Raw genomic sequence first — 20,130 nt, forward strand, 5'->3', positions numbered from 1 at the left:
TGCGCTACGCCGACGCGGTGCGGGCCCTTGCCGGGCAGGGAGTCGGCCGGTACCTGGAGCTGGGCCCGGACGGCACCCTCACGGCTCTCGCGCAGACCTGCTTGGACGACACCGAGGCGTCGGTCCTCGTACCGGTGCTACGCAAGGACCGGCCCGAAGCCGAGTCCCTGCTTGGGGCGTTGGCGCGGCTGCATGTCGACGGGGCCGGTGTGGACTGGGCGGCGCGGCTTCCCGTCACCGCGCCGGTGCCGCTGCCGACGTACGCCTTCCAGCGCCGCCGCTACTGGCCGAACCTCACCGGCGTCACCCTCGGCGACCTCGGTTCGGCGGGTCTCGGCTCGGCCGAACACCCGCTGCTGGGGGCCGCCGTACGGGTGGCCGGCAGCGAGGAGGCGCTGTTCACCGGGCGGCTGTCGCTGCGTACGCACCCCTGGCTGCGCGACCACGCCGTCACCGGCACCGTCCTGTTCCCGGGCACTGGATTCCTCGAACTCGCCCTGTGCGCCGCCGGACAGCTCGGTTACGACCGGGTGGAGGAGCTGACGATCGCCGCCCCGCTGGTCGTGCCCGAGCGCACCGGACGGCTGGTGCAGGTCCGGGTCGGCGCACCGGACGACGCCGACACGCGCACCCTGGAGGTCTACTCGCGGGCCGAGGACGCCCTGGACACCGACCCGTGGACGCTGAACGCCAGTGGTTCCCTCGTCGCCGGCCCGGCGCCCGCGGCCCCCGGGGCGGCCGACCTCACCGCCTGGCCGCCGCCGAACGCCGAACCCGTCTCCGTGGACGACTTCTACGACCGCTTCGCCGAGGCCGGATTCGCCTACGGGCCGGTCTTCCGCGGCCTGCGCGCCGTCTGGCGGCGCGGCGAGGAGGTCTTCGCCGAGGTCGGCCTGCCCGACGACCACGAGCGGCTCGCCGGTGACTTCGGCATCCACCCGGCGCTGCTGGACTCCGCCCTGCACGCGATGATGTTCGTGTCGCTGGCGGAGGCCGGACAGGGACGGCTGCCGTTCTCCTGGAGCGGCGTGTCGCTGCGGGCGTCCGGCGCCCGGGCCCTGCGCGTCCGCATGGTGCAGGCCGGACCGGAGGCCGTCGCCCTGGAGCTGGCCGACCCGGCGGGCGGCACCGTCGCCTCCGTCGAGTCGCTGCTGTTGCGCCAGGTCTCCGGCGACCTCGCCACCCGCGCCGGGTCCGACGGTCACCGCGAGAGCCTGTTCCAGGTCGACTGGACCAAGGCCACCGCGCCCGAGCGCGACGGTGCCGCGGCCGTCACGCCGGTGTTGGTGGTCGGCGAGGCGGGCCTGCTGCCCGGCACGTCCGTCCACCCGAGCCTGGACGAGCTGCCTGAGCCGGTTCCGGCGACGGTGCTGTTCCCCGTCACGGCCACGCGAGCCGCAACAGCCGATGCGCCGGAAGCGGCCCGGGCCGCCACCGGTCAGGTCCTGGACGCCGTACGCGCATGGCTCGACGACGACCGCTTCGAGGGCTCCCGCCTGGTCGTGGTCACCGAAGGCGCCGTCGCGCTCGACGCCGGCGCGCCCGACCCCGCGCTCGCCGCGGTGTGGGGTCTGGTCCGTGCCGCCCGCGCCGAGGCGCCGGACCGGTTCGCACTGGTCGACACCGACGGCACCGACGCCTCCCGCAGCGCCCTGGAAGCGGCGCTCGCCTGCGGGGAGCCGGAAGTCGCCCTGCGCGACGGCGACCTGTACGCCCCGCGTCTGGGCCGGGTCCCGGCGGGCGGCGGCCTTCCGCTCCCGGAGGGGGAGCCGGCCTGGCACCTGGACAGCGTCGAGAAGGGCACCCTGGACAACCTCGCCCTGACCCCCTTCCCCGAGGCGTCCGCCGAGCTGGTGGAGGGCCAGGTGCGGATCGCGGTGCGGGCGGCGGGCGTCAACTTCCGCGACGTACTCAACGCCCTCGGCATGTACCCCGGAGAGGCGGGACTGCTCGGCGGTGAGGGCGCCGGTGTGGTGACCGAGGTAGGTCCGGGCGTCACCGGGCTGGCCGTCGGCGACCGCGTGATGGGCATGTTCCCCGGCTCCTTCGGCCCGGTCGCCGTCGCGGACGCCCGGACCGTGATCCGGATTCCGGCGCGCTGGTCCTTCGCGCAGGCGGCGTCCGTGCCGATCGTGTTCCTGACCGCGTACTACGCGCTGACCGACCTCGCAGCCGTCCGGCCCGGCGAGCGGGTGCTCGTGCACGCGGCGGCCGGTGGTGTCGGCATGGCGGCGACGCAGCTGGCCCGGCACTTCGGGGCCGAGGTGTTCGGCACGGCCAGTGCCGGCAAGTGGGGCACGCTGCGCGAACTGGGCCTGGACGACCGGCACATCGCGTCCTCCCGTGACACCGGGTTCGAGGCGGCGTTCCTCGCGGCGACCGGGGGTGACGGCGTGGACGTCGTACTGGACTCGCTGGCCGGTGAGTTCGTGGACGCCTCGCTGCGGCTGCTGCCGCGTGGCGGACGTTTCCTGGAGATGGGCAAGACCGACGTCCGCGACCCCCAGGCGGTGGCAGCGGAGCATCCGGGCGTGATGTACCGGGCGTTCGACCTGTGGGAGGCGGGCCCGGAGCGGATCGGGCAGATGCTCGCCGACCTGGTGGAGCTGTTCGAGGCGGGTGCGCTGAAGCCGCTCCCGGTCACCTGCTGGGACGTGCGCCAGGCCCCGGACGCCTTCCGTCACCTCTCCCAGGCCCGCCATGTCGGCAAGGTCGTGCTCACCGTGCCCGCCCCGCTCGACCCGCAGGGCACCGTCCTGGTCACCGGCGGCACCGGTGGTCTGGGCGCCCTGGTGGCCCGGCACCTGGTCACCGAGCACGGCGTACGGCACCTGCTGCTGGCCAGCCGCCGTGGCGCCGACGCTCCCGGCGCCACCGAACTCCTCACGGAACTGAGGGAGTTGGGTGCCGAGGTCCAGGTGGCCGCCGTAGACGTAGCCGACCGCGACCAGCTGGCCGCCGTGCTGCGGACGGTCCCCGTCGAGCACCCGCTGACGGCGGTCGTCCACACGGCGGGCGTCGTCGACGACGGCGTGGTCTCCGCGCTCACCCCCGACCGGCTGGCCCGCGTCCTGCGGCCGAAGGCCGACGCGATGGCCCACCTCCACGAACTGACCCGCGACGCGGACCTGGCCGCGTTCGTCGTCTTCTCCTCCGTCGCCGGCACCTTCGGCAGCGCCGGTCAGGCCAACTACGCGGCGGCGAACGCCTTCCTCGACGCCTTCGCCGCCGGCCGCCGCGCCGCCGGACTGCCCGCCGCCTCCCTCGCGTGGGGCGCCTGGGCGCCCGGCACCGGCATGACGGCCGAGCTGTCCGAGGCCGACCTGCGGCGCATGGCCCGCGGCGGCATGCGGCCGCTCAGCGCCGAACAGGGCCTGCGGCTGCTGGACGAGGCGGGCCTGATGACCATGACGGCCCCCGCACACCGGGCGCTGCTGCTGCCGGTCGACCTCGACCTGACGGCGCTGCGCGCCCACGCCGACGCCGTACCGCCACTGCTGCGCGGCCTGGTGCGCGCGCCCGCCCGGAAGGCGGCCGACACGGCGGCCGGCGCGCACACCGAGCAGCAGGACCTCGGCGCCCGGCTGGCCGCGCTCGCCCCGGCCGACCGGGAGCAGTACCTGGTCGACCTGGTGTGCGCGCAGGCGGCGGCCACGCTCGGCCACGGCTCGGCCGACGAGATCGAACCGGACCAGGCCTTCAAGGAACTCGGCTTCGACTCGCTCACCGCGGTGGAACTGCGCAACCGGCTGGGCGCGGCCACCCGGCTGCGGCTCCCGGCCACGCTGGTGTTCGACCACCCGACACCGACGGTGCTGGCCGGACATCTGCTGGAGCGGATCACCCTGCCGGAGCAGACGTCCGGCACGCAGCAGGCCGACGGCCCGGCCGCCGCCGCGACCACCGCGGCGCCGCTGCTGGCCGAACTCGACCGGCTGGAGGCGGCGTTCGCCGCCGCCACGATCGGCGGCGACGACCACGCGACGATCACTTCCCGGCTGCAGCGGCTGACGGCGAAGTGGCAGGAACTGGCAACGAAGGGCAGCGGTGCCGGACACGACAACGGCACCGGCTCCGGGCGGTCCGGAGCGGCACTCGCCGACGTCGACGACGGAGAACTCGACTCCGTGGAGACGGCGGACGAGCTGTTCGACCTCATCGACAAAGAACTCGGGATGTCGTGATCAGCCGCGGGAAACCGTTGGCATCGGCTCAGGGATGTGGCGTTGGTGGCTGAAGACGACAAGATGGACGAAAAGTACGTCGAATACCTCAAGCGGCTGACCGCGGAGCTGCGGCAGACCCGCCGGCAACTGCGCGAGGCGGAGACACGGGACCGGGAACCGATCGCGATCGTCGCGATGAGCTGCCGCTACCCCGGCGGCGTGGACAGCCCGGAAGAGCTGTGGCGGCTCGTCGCGGAGGGCGGGGACGCCATCTCCGGCTTCCCCGCCGACCGCGGCTGGGACGTGGAGACGGGCTACGACCCCGACCCCGACAACCCGGGCACCTTCTACGCGCTCGGCGGCGGCTTCCTGCACGAGGCACCGCAGTTCGACGCCGGCTTCTTCGGGATCTCCCCCCGCGAGGCCCTCGCGATGGACCCGCAGCAGCGGCTGCTGCTGGAGATCTCCTGGGAGGCGTTCGAACGGGCCGGGATCGACCCCGGCTCGGTGCGCGGCAGCAGCACCGGCGTCTTCGTCGGCGCCGCGACCTCCGGGTACGGCGCCGGGGTCAGCGAGTTCCCCGACGGAGTGCAGGGCCTGCTGCTGGCCGGCAACGCCACCTCGGTCGCTTCCGGCCGCATCGCCTACACCCTCGGCCTTGAGGGCCCCACCGTCACCGTCGACACCGCGTGCTCGTCCTCGCTGGTCGCACTGCACTGGGCGTGCCAGGCGCTGCGCCGCGGCGAGTGCGACATGGCCCTCGCGGGCGGTGTCGCGGTGATGGCGACCCCCGCGATGTTCTACGAGTTCAGCCGGCAGCGCGGCCTCGCCCCCGACGGCCGCTGCAAGGCGTTCTCCGACGACGCCGACGGCACCGGCTGGGCCGAGGGCGCCGGCATGCTCCTGGTGGAGCGGCTGTCCGACGCCCGCCGGCTGGGCCACCCCGTGCTGGCCGTCGTGCGCGGCACCGCCATCAACTCCGACGGCGCCTCCAACGGCCTCACCGCGCCCAACGGCCCCGCCCAGCAGCGGGTGATCCGAGCCGCGCTGTCCGCCGCCGGCCTCGCCCCCGCCGACGTCGACGCCGTCGACGCGCACGGCACCGGCACCTCCCTCGGCGACCCCATCGAGGCGCAGGCCCTGCTCGCCACCTACGGCCAGGACCGTGAACAGCCGCTGTGGCTGGGCTCGTTGAAGTCGAACATCGGGCACACCCAGTCCGCGGCCGGCGTCGGCAGCATCATCAAGATGGTCCAGGCGATGCGGCACGGCATGCTGCCGCGCACCCTGCACGTCTCCGAGCCGTCCCGGCACGTCGACTGGTCGGCGGGAGCGGTGCGCCTGCTCACCGAACCGGTCGGCTGGCCGCGCTCGGACCGGCCGCGCCGCGCCGGTGTGTCCTCGTTCGGCATCAGCGGCACCAACGCCCACGCCGTCATCGAGGAGGCCCCGGCCCCCGCCGACGACACCACCCCGGCCGCCGACGGCGCCGGACCGGAACAGGCGCCGCGCGAGCTGCCCGTCGTGCCCTGGCCGGTGTCCGCGCGCAGCGAGGACGCCCTGCGCGCCCAGGCCGCCCGGCTCCTCGAACGGCTGCGCCAGGACCCCGAACCGCCGCGCCCGCTGGACGTCGGCCACGCCCTCGCCACCACCCGCGCCGCCCTGGAACACCGGGCGGTCGTCCTCGCCACCGGCCACGACGACGCCGTACGGGAACTGACCGCGCTCGCCGCGGGGGAGCCCGGCACCACGACCGTCCACGGCCGGACCGCGCGCGGCGCCACCGCGTTCCTCTTCGCCGGGCAGGGCTCGCAGCGTCCGGGCATGGGCCGCGAACTGTACGACACGCACCCCGCGTTCGCCGCCGCGTTCGACGCGGTCGACGCCGAACTCCCCTTCGACCTCAAGGCGATCGTCTTCGGCGACGCGGAGCTGCTGAACCGCACCGAGTACGCCCAGCCGGCCCTGTTCGCCCTCGAAGTCGCCCTGTTCCGCCAACTGGAGGCGTGGGGCCTCACCCCGAAGTTCCTGCTCGGCCACTCCGTAGGCGAGCTGGCCGCCGCCCATGTCGCGGGCGTGTGGTCCCTCGCCGACGCCTGCCGGCTGGTCGCCGCCCGCGGCCGGCTCATGCAGGCCCTCCCCGAGGGCGGCGCGATGGCCGCGCTGCAGGCCACCGAGGAGGAGGTGCTGCCGCTCCTCGACGCCGAGCGGGTGGGCATCGCCGCCGTCAACGGCCCGCGCGCCGTGGTGGTCTCCGGCGCCGCCGACGCCGTCGAGGAGATCGCCGCGCACTTCCGCGCCCAGCACCGCAAGGTCACCCCGCTGCGGGTCAGCCACGCCTTCCACTCGCCGCTCACGGAGCCGATGCTCGCCGCGTTCCGCGAGGTCGCCGAGAGCGTCACCTACCACCCGCCGCGGCTGACGATCGTCTCCGACACGACCGGCGAGACCGCTCGCCCGGCCGACCTGTGCACCCCCGAGTACTGGGTGCGCCACGTCCGCGAGGCGGTCCGGTTCGCCGACGGCGTACGGCTGCTGGAGAAGCGCCGCGTCACCCGGTTCGTCGAGCTGGGCCCCGACGGCACGCTCACCGCGCTGACCCGCGCCTGCCTGGACGGCGAGGACCTGACGGCCGTACCCGTCCTGCGCAAGGAACGGCCCGAGCCGGTCGCGCTCATGGCCGCCGTCGCCGACGCCTTCGCGCACGGCGCGCCGGTCGACTGGCAGGCCGTCTTCGCGGACACCGGCGCGCGGGCCGTGGACCTGCCGACGTACGCGTTCCGCCGCGCCCGCTACTGGCTGGAACCCACCGCGCACACCACCTCCCAGGAGGATGCCTCCGGCCAGGACACCGGCTTCTGGTCGGCCGTCGAACAGGAGGACATCACCTCCCTCGCCGACACCCTGGAGGTCGACGAGGGGCTCCTGCGCCCGCTCCTGCCCGCCCTGTCGACGTGGTGGCGCGGACGCCGCGAACGCGGACGCGTCGACCGGCTCCGCTACCGGATCGCCTGGCAGCCCCTCGACCCCGCCCCCGGCACCCCGCTCACCGGCCGCTGGCTGCTCGTCGTGCCCGACGACGCGGCCGACGACGACCTGACCCGCACCGTCCGCGACGCCCTCACCGCCCGCGGCGCCGAACCGGTGCCCTTCACCGTCGCGGCGGGGGAGGAGCGCGCGGCGCTCGCCACCCGCCTCGCGGACACCGGCACTCTGGAGGGAGTCCTCGCCCTGCCCGCCGGCGGTGACGATCCGGCCGCCCTGGCCCTGCGCGCCGTACGGCTCGTGCAGGCGCTGGGCGATGCCCGGGTGGGCGCTCCCCTGTGGCTGGCCACCCGCGGCGCCGTCGCCACCGCCCGCTCCGACGCCGCGCCCGACCCGGCGCAGGCCGCGCTGTGGGGCCTGGGCCGGGTCGCCGCGCTGGAACTCGGCGACCGCTTCGGCGGCCTCGTCGACCTGCCGCCGAGCGCCGACCGGCGCGCCGCCGCACGGCTCGTGTCCGTCCTGGCCGGCACGGACGAGGACCAGGTCGCCGTGCGCGCCTCCGGAGTCCTCGCCCGCCGCCTGCGCCACGCCGACGACGCCGGCACGCCCGGCACCGGCAAACCCGGCACTGGCAAGCCCGGCAGCGGCACGGCCCGCACCGACGCCGGTACGCCCGGAACCGACGCCGGTACGCCCGGCACCGACGCTGGTACGTCCGGAACCGGCGCTGGTATGTCCGGCACCGGCGCCAGCACGCCCGGCACCGACGCGAGCCCGCCCCGCACCGGCGCCGGCTGGCAGCCGCGCGGCACCGTTCTGATCACCGGCGGCACCGGAGCGCTCGGCGCCCGGATCGCCCAGTGGGCCGCCGAACAGGGCGCCGACCACCTCGTCCTGACCGGACGCCGGGGCCCCGACGCGCCCGGCGCCGCCGACCTGACCGCCCGGCTCACCGCGCTCGGCGCCCGCGTCACCGTCGAGGCGTGCGACGTCTCCGACCGCGCCGCCGTCGAACAGCTGCTGGACCGCCACACCGTCGACGCCGTCGTCCACGCCGCCGGCGTCACCGACAGCGTGCCGCTCACCGACGTCGACGACGACCGCTTCCGCGGCGTGCTCGCCGCCAAGGCCCACGGCGCCGCCCACCTCGACGCCGTGCTGCGCGAGCAGGGCGACCGGCCGCTCGACGCGTTCGTGCTGTTCTCCTCCATCGCCGGGGTGTGGGGCAGCGGCGGACAGAGCGCCTACGCCGCCGCCAACGCCTTCCTCGACGCGCTCGCCGAGCAGCGGCGCGCCCGCGGCGCCACCGCGCTCTCCGTGGCCTGGGGACCCTGGGGCGGAGGCGGCATGGCCGCCGAGGACGGCGCCGAGGAGTACCTGCGCCGGCGCGGCCTCACCGTCCTCGACCCCGACACCGCGCTGGCCGCGCTGCGCCGCGTCCTGGAACAGGACGCCACCGGGCAGGTCGTCGCCGACGTCGACTGGGCCCGGTTCGCCCCCGGCTTCACCAGCACCCGCCCCAGCCCCCTGCTCACCGGCGTCCCCGAGGCTGTCGACGCCGTGCGCGCCGCACCGGCCGCCGTCGGCCACGGCGAGGCGGGCAGCGCCCTGCGCGAACGCCTGGCGGGCCGCACGCCCGCCGAACGCACCCGCGCCCTCCTGGAGTTGGTCCGCACCCACGCCGCCGCCGTCCTCGGCCACGCCGACGCCGCACTGCTGGAGACCCGGCGCGCCTTCCGCGACGCGGGCTTCGACTCGTTGACCGCCGTCGAACTGCGCAACCGCCTCACCACCGAGACGGGCCTCGCGCTGCCCGCCACGCTCGTCTTCGACCACCCCACGCCCGTCGACCTCGCCGCATTCCTGCACGGCGAACTGTTCGGCGACGGCGCCGACCCCGCGCGCGACCGCCTGCCCGCCGCCGCATCGGACCGCACCGACGACGACCCGATCGTCATCGTCGGCATGGGCTGCCGCCTCCCCGGCGGCATCAGCGGCCCCGCCGAGCTGTGGGACCTGGTGGCCGGCGCCGGGGACGCCATCACCGAGTTCCCCACCGACCGCGGCTGGGACCTCGACGCCCTCTACCACCCTGAACCCGGACACCCCGGCACCAGCTACTGCCGGCACGGCGGATTCCTCACCGGCGTCGGCGACTTCGACCCCGCCTTCTTCGGCATCTCCCCGCGCGAGGCCCTGGCGATGGACCCGCAGCAGCGGCTGCTGCTGGAGATCTCCTGGGAGGCGCTGGAGCGCGCGGCCATCGCCCCCGGCGCCCTGCGCGGCTCCCGCACCGGCGTGTTCATGGGCTCCAACGGCCAGGACTATCCCGCGCTGCTGCTGAGCACCCCCGACGCCGGCGACGGCTTCCTCGGCACCGGCAACGCCGCCGCCGTGGTCTCCGGCCGCATCGCCTACGTCCTCGGCCTCGAAGGGCCCACCCTCACCGTCGACACCGCCTGCTCGTCCTCCCTCGTCGCGCTCCACCTCGCCGTGCGGTCCCTGCGCGCCGGCGAGTGCGACCTGGCCCTCGCGGGCGGCGTCACCGTGATGTCCACCCCGGGCGCCTTCATCGAGTTCAGCCGCCAGCGCGGCCTCGCCGCCGACGGCCGCTGCAAGGCGTTCTCCGACGACGCCGACGGCACCGGCTGGGCCGAGGGCGCCGGCGTCCTCGTCGTCGAGCGCCTCTCCGACGCCCGCCGCAACGGACACCCGGTGCTCGCCGTCGTCGCCGGCTCCGCCGTCAACCAGGACGGCGCCTCCAACGGCCTCACCGCGCCCAACGGACCCGCCCAGCAGCGCGTCATCCGCGCCGCGCTGGCGGACGCCGGACTCACCCCGGCCGACGTGGACGCCGTCGAGGCCCACGGCACCGGCACCACCCTCGGCGACCCGATCGAGGCTCAGGCACTCCTCGCGACGTACGGCCAGGACCGCGAACAGCCGCTCTATCTAGGCTCGTTGAAGTCGAACATCGGGCACACCCAGGCCGCCGCAGGTGTCGCCGGCATCATCAAGACGGTCCAGGCGATGCGCCACGGCGTCCTGCCGCCCACCCTGCACGCCGAGCAGCCGTCCTCCCACGTCGACTGGTCCGCCGGCGCCGTGGAACTGCTCACCGAGAGCCGCCCGTGGACCGCCGGCGACCGGCCGCGCCGCGCCGGCATCTCCGCCTTCGGCGTCTCCGGCACCAACGCCCACGTCATCGTGGAGGAGCCGCCCACGGCCGAACAGCCGCAGCAGTCCGTACAGCCAGAGGGCACCGAGTCCGCCGCTGCCGGTACCGGCCCACTGCCCTGGGTGATCTCCGGCGCCTCCGCCGACGCCCTGCGTGACCAGGCCGTACGCCTGCTCGCGCACACCGAGGCACGCCCCGACCTCGCCGCCGCCGACCTCGCCCTGTCCCTCGCCACCACCCGCACCGCGCACGAACACCGCGCCGTCGTCCTCGGCACCGACCGCGACACGCTCCGGGCGGCCCTCGCCTCCCTGATCGCCGGCGAGCCCACCACGGACGCCGTCACCGGCCGCGTGCACCCCGAGGGCCGCACCGCCTTCCTCTTCGCGGGCCAGGGCTCGCAACGCCTGGGCATGGGCCGGGAGTTGTACGAGGCGTACCCGGTCTTCGCGGACGCCTTCGACGCGGCATGCGCTCACCTCGACACCGAACTGCCGCGTCCGCTGCGGGAGGTCGTGTTCGGTGAGGACCAGGAGATCCTGAACCGCACGGAATACGCCCAGCCCGCGCTGTTCGCCCTGGAAGTGGCTCTGTTCCGGCTGCTGGAGTCGTGGGGAGTACGGCCGGACGTGCTCGCCGGTCACTCCATCGGTGAGATCGCCGCCGCGCATGTGGCTGGGGTGTGGTCCCTGGCCGATGCCTGCCGTCTGGTGGCGGCGCGCGGCCGGCTGATGCAGGCCCTCCCGGCGGGCGGGGCGATGCTCGCCGTCCAGGCCTCCGAGGAGGAGGTGCTGCCGCTGCTCGGCGAGGACGAGCGGGTGGGCATCGCCGCCGTGAACGGCCCCCGCGCGGTCGTCGTCGCGGGCGCCGCCGAGGCCGTGGAGCAGATCGCCGCGCACTTCCGGGCCCAGGACCGCAAGGTCACCACCCTGCGGGTCAGCCACGCGTTCCACTCGCCGCTGATGGAGCCGATGCTCGCCGACTTCCGGGCCGTCGCGCAGGAACTGTCGTACGAGCGGCCTCAGCTGGAGATCGTCTCCACGCTGACCGGCGAGAGCGCCGACCCCGAGGACCTGATGTCCCCGGACCACTGGGTGCGGCACGTCCGGCAGGCGGTCCGCTTCGCCGACGCCGTGCGCACCCTGCACGCCGACGGCGTCACCCGGTTCCTCGAACTGGGCCCCGACGGCACCCTCACCGCCCTCGTCCACGCCTCGCTCACCGACGGTGAGCCGGTGGCGGTCCCCGCCCTGCGCGCCGACCGCCCGGAGGCCCACGCGCTGCTCACCGCGACCGCCAGCCTCCACACCCACGGCGCCGACGTCGGCTGGGCCGCGCTGCTGCCCGCGGCACGCACCGTCGAACTGCCCACCTACGCCTTCCAGCACAGCCGCTACTGGCCGCGCCCGGGCGGCACCCACCTGGGCGACCTGCGCTCCGCCGGCCTGTCGGCCGCCGGACACCCGCTGCTCGGCGCCGCCGTCACCCTCGCGGACAGCGGCACGGCCGTCCTCACCGGGCGGCTCTCCACCAGGCTCCAGCCGTGGCTGGCCGAACACGTGGTCTCCGGGTCGGTCCTGCTGCCCGGCACCGCCTTCCTGGAGCTCGCCCTCCACGCCGCCGACCGCGTCGGCTGCGCCACGGTCGAGGAACTCACCCTGCACACCCCGCTGGTGCTGCCCGAGCAGGGGGCCGCCCAGCTCCAGGTCACCGTGGGCGCCCCCGACGCCACCGGGCGACGCGACATCGGCGTCTACGCACGCCCCGCCGACGATGCCGACGACGAGCCGTGGACGCAGCACGCCACCGGCGCCCTGCGGCCCGAGCCCGCCGACCCGGGCCCCACCGTCGACACCCGCCCGCCCACCGACGCCATCGGCATCCCCACCGACGGCCTCTACGACCAACTGGCCGCCATGGGGCTGGCGTACGGCCCGCTGTTCCGCGGACTCACCGCCGTACGGCAGCACGGCGACGACCTGTTCGCCGAGGCGGTGCTGCCCGCCGAGGCGGCCGGGGACGCACGCCGCTATGGCATCCACCCCGCCCTGCTGGACTCGCTCCTGCACGCCCTCGGCACCGCACCTACGACCGCCGACGGCGCGGGGGAGGCGTCCGGGCCGGGTCTGCCGTTCTCCTGGGAGGGCGTCACCCTGCACGCCACCGGGGCGGCCGGCCTGCACGCCCGGCTGCGCCGCACCGGCTCGGGAGCGGTCGCCCTCGACCTCACCGACCCGACCGGCGCACCCGTCGCCACCGTCACCTCCCTCACCCTGCGCCCGCTCACGGCAGCCCCCGGCGCCCCGGCCGGCACCGGCCACGCGGACCTGCTGCACCGCGTCGACTGGACCCCGCTGCGCGCCGAGCAGGCTGCCGCACATGACGAAACCGGCTTCCCGGCGACGCCGGCGGACGTGCCCACCCGCCTTCCCGAGCACACCGTCGCGGCCGGTGAAGACGTCCTGGTCCGTGTCGTACGACCGGAAGGGGACCCGGCGTCGGCAGCCCATGCGGCCACGGCGACCACCCTGGAGCTGATCCGCACCTGGCTGGCGGAGGAGCGCTACGAGGGTGCCCGGCTGGTGGTCGTGACCGAGGGCGCCGTCGCACTCGACGCCAGCGCGCCGGACCCCGCGCTCGCCGCGGTGTGGGGCCTGGTGCGGGCCGCCCGCGCCGAGAACCCGGGACGGTTCGCACTGGCCGACGCGGACACCGCCCCTGAGTCGTGGACCGCGCTCGCGGCAGCCCTCGCCTCGGACGAGGCGGAGATCGTCCTGCGCGCGGGAATCGCCTACACCCCGCGCCTCGCCCGCGCCACCAGCAACCAGGAACTCCCCGTGCCGGCCGGCGAGTCGGCCTGGCGGCTCGACATCGCCGACAAGGGCACGCTGGAGGGGCTGGCCCTCACGCCCGTCGACGCGCAGTCGGAGTTGGGGGAGGGGCAGGTCCGGATCGCCGTGCGCGCGGCGGGCGTCAACTTCCGCGACGTCCTCAACGCGCTCGGCATGTACCCGGGGGACGCGAAGGACTTCGGTCTCGAAGGCGCCGGTGTGGTGACGGAGGTCGGTCCGGGCGTCACCGGGCTGGCCGTCGGCGACCGCGTGATGGGTCTCTTCCCCGGTTCCTTCGGGCCGGTCGCCGTCGCGGACGCACGGACCATCGCCCGTATCCCGGCGGGCTGGAGCTTCGCGCACGCGGCGTCCGTGCCGATCGTGTTCCTGACCGCCTACTACGCGCTGACCGACCTGGGCTCGCTGCGGGCCGGCGAGCGGGTGCTCGTGCATGCCGCGGCCGGTGGTGTCGGCATGGCCGCCACCCAGCTCGCCCGGCACTTCGGCGCGGAGGTGTTCGGCACGGCGAGCACCGGCAAGTGGCACACCCTGCGCGAACTCGGCTTGGACGGCGAGCACATCGCGTCCTCCCGCGACACCGGGTACGAGACGGCGTTCCTCGCGGCAACCGGCGGCGCGGGCATGGACGTCGTACTCGACTCGCTGGCCGGTGAGTTCGTGGACGCCTCGCTGCGGCTGCTGCCGCGCGGCGGACGGTTCCTGGAGATGGGCAAGACCGACGTCCGCGACCCGGAAACGGTCGGGAACGACCATCCGGGCGTGACCTACCGGGCGTTCGACCTCTGGGACGCGGGCCCCGACCGGATCGGGCAGATGCTGACCGACCTGGTGGAGCTGTTCGAGTCCGGTGCCCTGAAGCCGCTGCCCGTCACCTGCTGGGACGTACGCCGCGCCCCGGACGCCTTCCGCTACCTGTCCCAGGCCCGCCACATCGGCAAGGTGGTCCTGACGGTTCCCGCGCCGCTCGACCCCGAGGGCACGGTCCTCGTCACGGGTGGCACGGGTGGTCTGGGCGCGCTGGTCGCCCGGCACCTGGTCACCGAGCACGGCGTACGACACCTGCTGCTCGCGAGCCGTCGCGGCGCCGACGCGCCCGGCGCGACTCAACTTGCCACGGAAGTAAGCGAGTTGGGCGCTCAGGTCCAGGTGGTCGCCGTGGACGTGGCCGACCGCGACCAGCTGTCCGCCGCCCTCGACATGATCCCGGCCGAGCACCCCCTGACCGCGGTCGTCCACACCGCCGGTGTCCTGGACGACGGCGTGGTCTCCGCGCTCACCCCCGACCGGCTGGCGCACGTGCTGCGGCCGAAGGCCGACGCCGTGGCCCACCTGCACGAGCTGACCCGCGACGCGGACCTGGCGGCGTTCGTGATGTTCTCGTCCGTCTCCGGGACCTTCGGCGGTGCCGGTCAGGCCAACTACGCGGCGGCGAACGCCTTCCTCGACGCCTTCGCCGGTATGCGCCGCACGGCCGGACTGCCCGCCACGTCCCTGGCCTGGGGCCCCTGGGCGCCCGGCACGGGCATGACGGCCGAACTCTCCGAGGCCGACCTGCGCCGCATGGCCCGCGGCGGCATGCGGCCGCTCAGCAGCGAGCAGGGCCTCGGCGCCCTCGACGCGGCCTGGCGGCGCACCGAGGCGGCGCTGGTGCCGATCGCGCTGGACCGGCGCGTGCTGCGGGACCGGCAGGCCGTCGCGGCGCTGCCCGCCATGCTGCGGGGGCTCGCCGTCGCCCCGGCCCGCCGCACGGCGTCCGCCGCGGGCGACGGCGACGCGGCCCAGAGCTTCCGGGCGCGGCTCGCCGGGCTCGCGGAGGCGGAGCGCGCGTCGGCCGTGCTGGACCTCGTCCGGACGCAGACCGCGCTGGTGCTCGGGCACGCGAGCGCGGACACGGTGGAGCCCGGCCGGGACTTCCGCGGCCTCGGCATCGATTCGCTGACCGCCGTCGAACTGCGCAACCGGCTCAACGCGGCGACCGGGCTGCGCCTGCCGGCCACCCTGGTGTTCGACTACCCGTCGCCGCAGGCCCTCGCCCGCCACATCGGCGGCGAACTCCTCGGCGACACCGCGCCCGCCACCGGGACCGCGCAGGGCGCCGTGTCCCGGACCGTTCGCGCCGCGGCCGAGGACGACGCCCGGATCGCCGTCGTCGGCATCGGCTGCCGTTTCCCCGGCGGGGTGCGCAGCCCCGAGGAGTTCTGGCAGCTCCTCGCCGACGGGGTCGACGCGATCGGCGCGCCCCCGGCGGACCGCGGCTGGCAGGCCGACGGCATCGAGGGCGGATTCCTGTACGACGCCGCCGAGTTCGACCCGGACTTCTTCGGCATCTCCCCGCGCGAGGCCCTCGCGATGGACCCGCAGCAGCGGCTGCTGCTGGAGATCTCCTGGGAGGCGCTGGAGCGGGCCGCGATCGACCCGCGGTCGCTGCACGGATCGCGCACCGGTGTGTTCGTCGGCACCAACTACCAGGGCTACGGGTCGGCCGCGCACGCCGTCCCGGAGGACGCCCAGGGCCAGTTGCTCACCGGGCACGCCGCGAGCGTGGCTTCCGGCCGGGTCGCCTATGTGCTCGGCCTGGAGGGGCCCGCGGTGACCGTGGACACCGCCTGCTCGTCCTCCCTGGTCGCGCTGCACTGGGCCGCGCAGTCCCTGCGGTCCGGTGAGTGCGACCTGGCGCTGGCCGGCGGTGTGACGGTGATGGCGACGCCGGGCGCGTTCGCCGACTTCGACCGGCAGGGCGGCCTCGCAGGCGACCACCGCTGCAAGGCGTTCTCCGACGACGCCGACGGCACCGGCTGGGGCGAGGGCGCCGGCATCCTGCTGCTGGAGCGGCTGTCCGACGCCCGCCGCAATGGGCACCCCGTGCTCGCCGTGGTCCGAGGCAGCGCCGTCAACTCCGACGGCGCGTCCAACGGGCTCACCGCCCCCAACGGGCCGTCGCAGCAGCGGGTCATCCGGGCCGCGCTCGAGGCGGGCGGACTCACCCCGGCCGACGTGGACGCGGTGGAGGCCCACGGCACCGGCACGAAGCTCGGCGACCCCATCGAGGCGCAGGCGCTGCTCGCGACGTACGGCCAGGACCGTGAACGGCCGCTGTGGCTGGGCTCGGTGAAGTCCAACATCGGGCACACGCAGGCCGCCGCCGGTGTCGCGGGCGTCATCAAGACGGTCCTGGCGATGCGGCACGGGATGCTCCCGCGCACCCTGCACCTGTCCCGCCCGACCAGCCACGTCGACTGGACGGCCGGCCGCGTCGAACCGCTCGCCGAGGCACAGCCCTGGCCGCGCGCCGGCCGCCCGCGCCGGGCCGCCGTGTCGTCGTTCGGCATCAGCGGCACCAACGCCCACGTCGTCCTCGAAGAGGGCGTCCCCGAAGGCACCGACGCGCCCGACTCACCCCGGACGCCCGGTGTCCTCGCCTGGCCGATCAGCGGCCGCACCCCCGCCGCCCTGCGCGGTCAGGCAGAACGGCTGCGCGCCCACCTCGCCGCCCGCCTTGGCCTGGACCCGGCGGACGTCGCCCACTCGCTGGCCACCGGCCGCGCGGTGTTCGAGCACCGGGCCGTCGTGGTCGGCGCCGACCGGGAGGAACTGCTGGCCGGGCTCGCCGCCGTCGGCCGCGGCGAAGACCCCGCAAGCGCCGTCCGCGGCCGTACGGGGGCATCGGGCCGTACCGCGTTCCTGTTCAGCGGGCAGGGGTCGCAGCGCCCCGGCATGGGCCGCGAACTCCTCGACCGCTTCCCGGTGTACGCCGACGCCTTCCACCGCGTCTGCGAGGCGTTCGCACCGCACCTGACGGTGCCGCTGGCCGACGTGGTCCTCGCCGAGGAGGGCACCAGGCTCGCCCGGCTGCTCGACCGCACCGCCTACACGCAGCCCGCCCTGTTCGCCGTCCACGTCGCCCTGTACGAGCTGGTCCGATCCTGGGGCGTCACCCCGGACGCGCTGATGGGCCACTCCATCGGCGAACTGTCCGCCGCGCACGTCTCCGGTGTGCTGTCCCTGCCGGACGCCTGCGCGCTCGTCGCCGCCCGTGGACGGCTCATGGACGCGCTGCCCGAGGGCGGCGCCATGGCCGCCGTCGAGGCCACCGAGGACGAGGTGCGGGAACTGCTCGGCGAGAGCGCCGACGTCGCCGCCGTCAACGGGCCCCGCGCGGTCGTCGTGTCCGGCGACGAGGGCGCCGTGTCGGACATCGCCGGTCATTTCGCCGGACTGGGCCGAAAGACTAGGCGTTTGCGGGTCAGCCATGCGTTTCACTCAGCGCATATGGACGCGATGCTTGCGGAGTTCGAGGAGGTCGCGCGGGGCGTGCGCTACGCCGCGCCCGCGATCCCGATCGTCTCCAACGTGACGGGCGAACGGGCCGGCGAGGCCGAACTCGCCTCGCCGGACCACTGGGTGCGGCACGTCCGGGAAACCGTGCGGTTCGCCGACGGGGTGCGCACCCTGCGGCAGGACGGCGTCGGCGCCTTCGTCGAACTCGGCCCCGACGGCTCGCTGACCGCGCTCACCCTCGACACGCTCCAGGACACCGGCGAGGACGACCCGGAGCGCCGGGCCCTCGCCGTGCCCGTGCTGCGCCGCGGCCGGCCCGAACCGGTGGCCGCGCTGCTGGCCGCCGGCGCCCTGCACGTACGCGGCCTCGCCGCCGCGCCGACCGGCCTGACCGGCCCGGCCCGTACGGTGGAGCTGCCGACGTACGCCTTCCAGCGCAGCCGCTTCTGGCCGGACGCCGCCACCCCGGCTCCCGCCCCGGCGAGCGGCGGCGCGGACCGGGCGGACGAGGAGTTCTGGGCCGCCGTCGAACGCGGCGACCTCGGCGAACTCACCGACCGGCCCGGCCTCGGCGCCGACACCCCGATCGGCGAGCTGCTGCCCGCGCTCACGTCCTGGCGGCGCCGCCGCCGCGAACGCTCCGCCCTCGACGCCGGCACCTACACGGTGGCCTGGCGTCCCGTACCGGACGGCGCCCCGCCGGTCCTGTCCGGCACCTGGCTGCTCGCGGTGCCCGCGTCCCGCGCCGGCGACCCCTGGACCGACGCGCTCGCCGAGGCCCTGACCGCGCACGGCGCGCACCCCGTGCCGCTCGTCGTGGACTGCGCCCTCACCGACCGCGCCGCGCTCACCGAACAGCTGCGCAAGCTCCCCGAACGGGACACCCTCCAGGGCGTGCTGTCGCTGCTGGCCCTCGACGAGACCCAGCCGGCGACCGACGAGGACACCGCCACCCCGGCCGGGCTCGCCGCGCTGCTCGCCCTCACCCAGGCACTCGGCGACCTGGAGATCGGCGCGCCCCTGTGGTGCGCCACCTCCGGCGCCGTCGCCGCCACCGACCGCGAACGCCCGGCCTCGCCGGCGCAGGCCGCCGCCTGGGGACTGGGCCGGGTCGCCGCCCTGGAGACCCCGCAGAGCTGGGGCGGACTCGTCGACCTGCCCGCCGAACCCGACGGCCGCACCTCCGAACGGCTCGTCGCCGTGCTGTCCGGCGCCACCGGCGAGGACCAGGTCGCCGTACGCGCCACCGGGATCCTCGCCCGGCGCCTCGTCCACGCCCGCCCCATCGCCACCGGCGAGGGAACGTGGGACTGCGCCGGACAGAGCGTGCTCGTCACCGGCGGCACCGGCGCCCTCGGCGCCCGCGTCGCCCGCCGGCTCGCCGAGCGCGGCGCACGGCACCTGCTGCTCGTCGGCCGCCGCGGACCCGACGCCGAGGGCGCGCGGGAGCTGCGCGACGAACTCGCCGCCACCGGCGCCGAGGTGACCCTCGCCGCCTGCGACACCGCCGACGCCGAAGCGCTCGCCGCCCTGCTGGCCGCGCACCCGGTCGACGCCGTGGTGCACGCCGCCGGAGTCCTCGACGACGGGCTGCTCCAGTCGCTCACCCCCGAGCGCCTGGAGGCGGTGCTGCGGCCCAAGCTCGCCGCGGCCCGCAACCTCGACCGGCTGACCCGCGACCGCGACCTGTCCGCGTTCGTACTGTTCTCGTCGTTCGCCGGCACCGTCGGCTCGGCCGGCCAGGCCAACTACGCCGCCGCCAACGCCTGCCTCGACGCGCTCGCCGCCCGGCGCCGCGCCGAGGGACTGCCGGCCACCTCCGTCGCCTGGGGCCCGTGGGCCGGCGGCGGCATGGCGGCCGGCGGCCCGGACGCCGAGGCCCGGCTGCGCGCCGGGGGAGTCGTCCCGCTCGACCCGGACCTCGCGCTCGCCGCGCTCGACCGGGCCGTGACCGGCGCCGAGGCCACCCTGACCGTCGCCGACCTCGACTGGGAGCGCTTCGTCCCCGGCTTCACCGCCGTACGGCCCGCCCCGCTGCTCGCCGAACTGCCCGAGGCGCAGGCGCTGTTGCGCAAGTCGTCGCAAGCGGGCGGCGCGGACGACACGACGGGCGGTCAGCTGCGCACCCGGCTCGCCGGACTGTCCGAGGCCGAACAGGAGCGCCTGCTGCTCCAGTTGGTCCGCGGACACGTCGCCACCGTCCTCGGACACGGCTCGGCCGACGCCGTCGACCCCGACCGCGCCTTCACCGAGCTGGGCTTCGACTCGCTGATGGCGGTCGAACTGCGCAATCGGCTCGGCGTCGCCGCCGGGCTGCAGCTGCCCGCCACGCTCCTGTTCGACCAGCCCACCTCGCGCGTCCTCGCACGCCACCTGCGGTCCCTGACCGGCTCCGAGGACAGCGGCGCGCCGGTCCTGGACGCCCTCGACCAGCTGGAGGCCGCCCTCGGCCGGCTCGCCGAGGACGACGCGCAGCACGGCCGGATCGCCTCCCGCCTGCTGGCCCTCGCCGCCCGCTGGAACGGCGACGGCGACACCGGGACCGCCGAGCGGACCGAGGACGGCGCGGGCGACATGCAGGAGCGGATCGACTCCGCGGGCGCGGAGGAGATCTTCGCCCTCATCGACAACGACCTCGGCATCTCATGAGCGCAACCACGAGGAGGCCAGG

Annotated in this window: 2 protein-coding genes; both read left to right on the plus strand. The window is 75.8% G+C overall.

Annotated features, from left to right (window positions below):
• The coding region (locus AB0950_RS38645) for an SDR family NAD(P)-dependent oxidoreductase (protein ID WP_366780599.1) at window positions 1-4,184 on the plus strand (4,184 nt) is incomplete at its 5' end.
• Between the two features lie 63 nt (window positions 4,185-4,247).
• Entirely contained in the window at window positions 4,248-20,108 is a 15,861-nt protein-coding gene (locus tag AB0950_RS38650) for a type I polyketide synthase (RefSeq protein ID WP_366780602.1), read from the plus strand.
• Window positions 20,109-20,130: the final 22 nt, after the last annotated feature.

Origin of the sequence: Streptomyces sp. NPDC007189 (assembly GCF_040703635.1) — a bacterium.
In the GTDB taxonomy this organism is placed as follows: domain Bacteria; phylum Actinomycetota; class Actinomycetes; order Streptomycetales; family Streptomycetaceae; genus Streptomyces.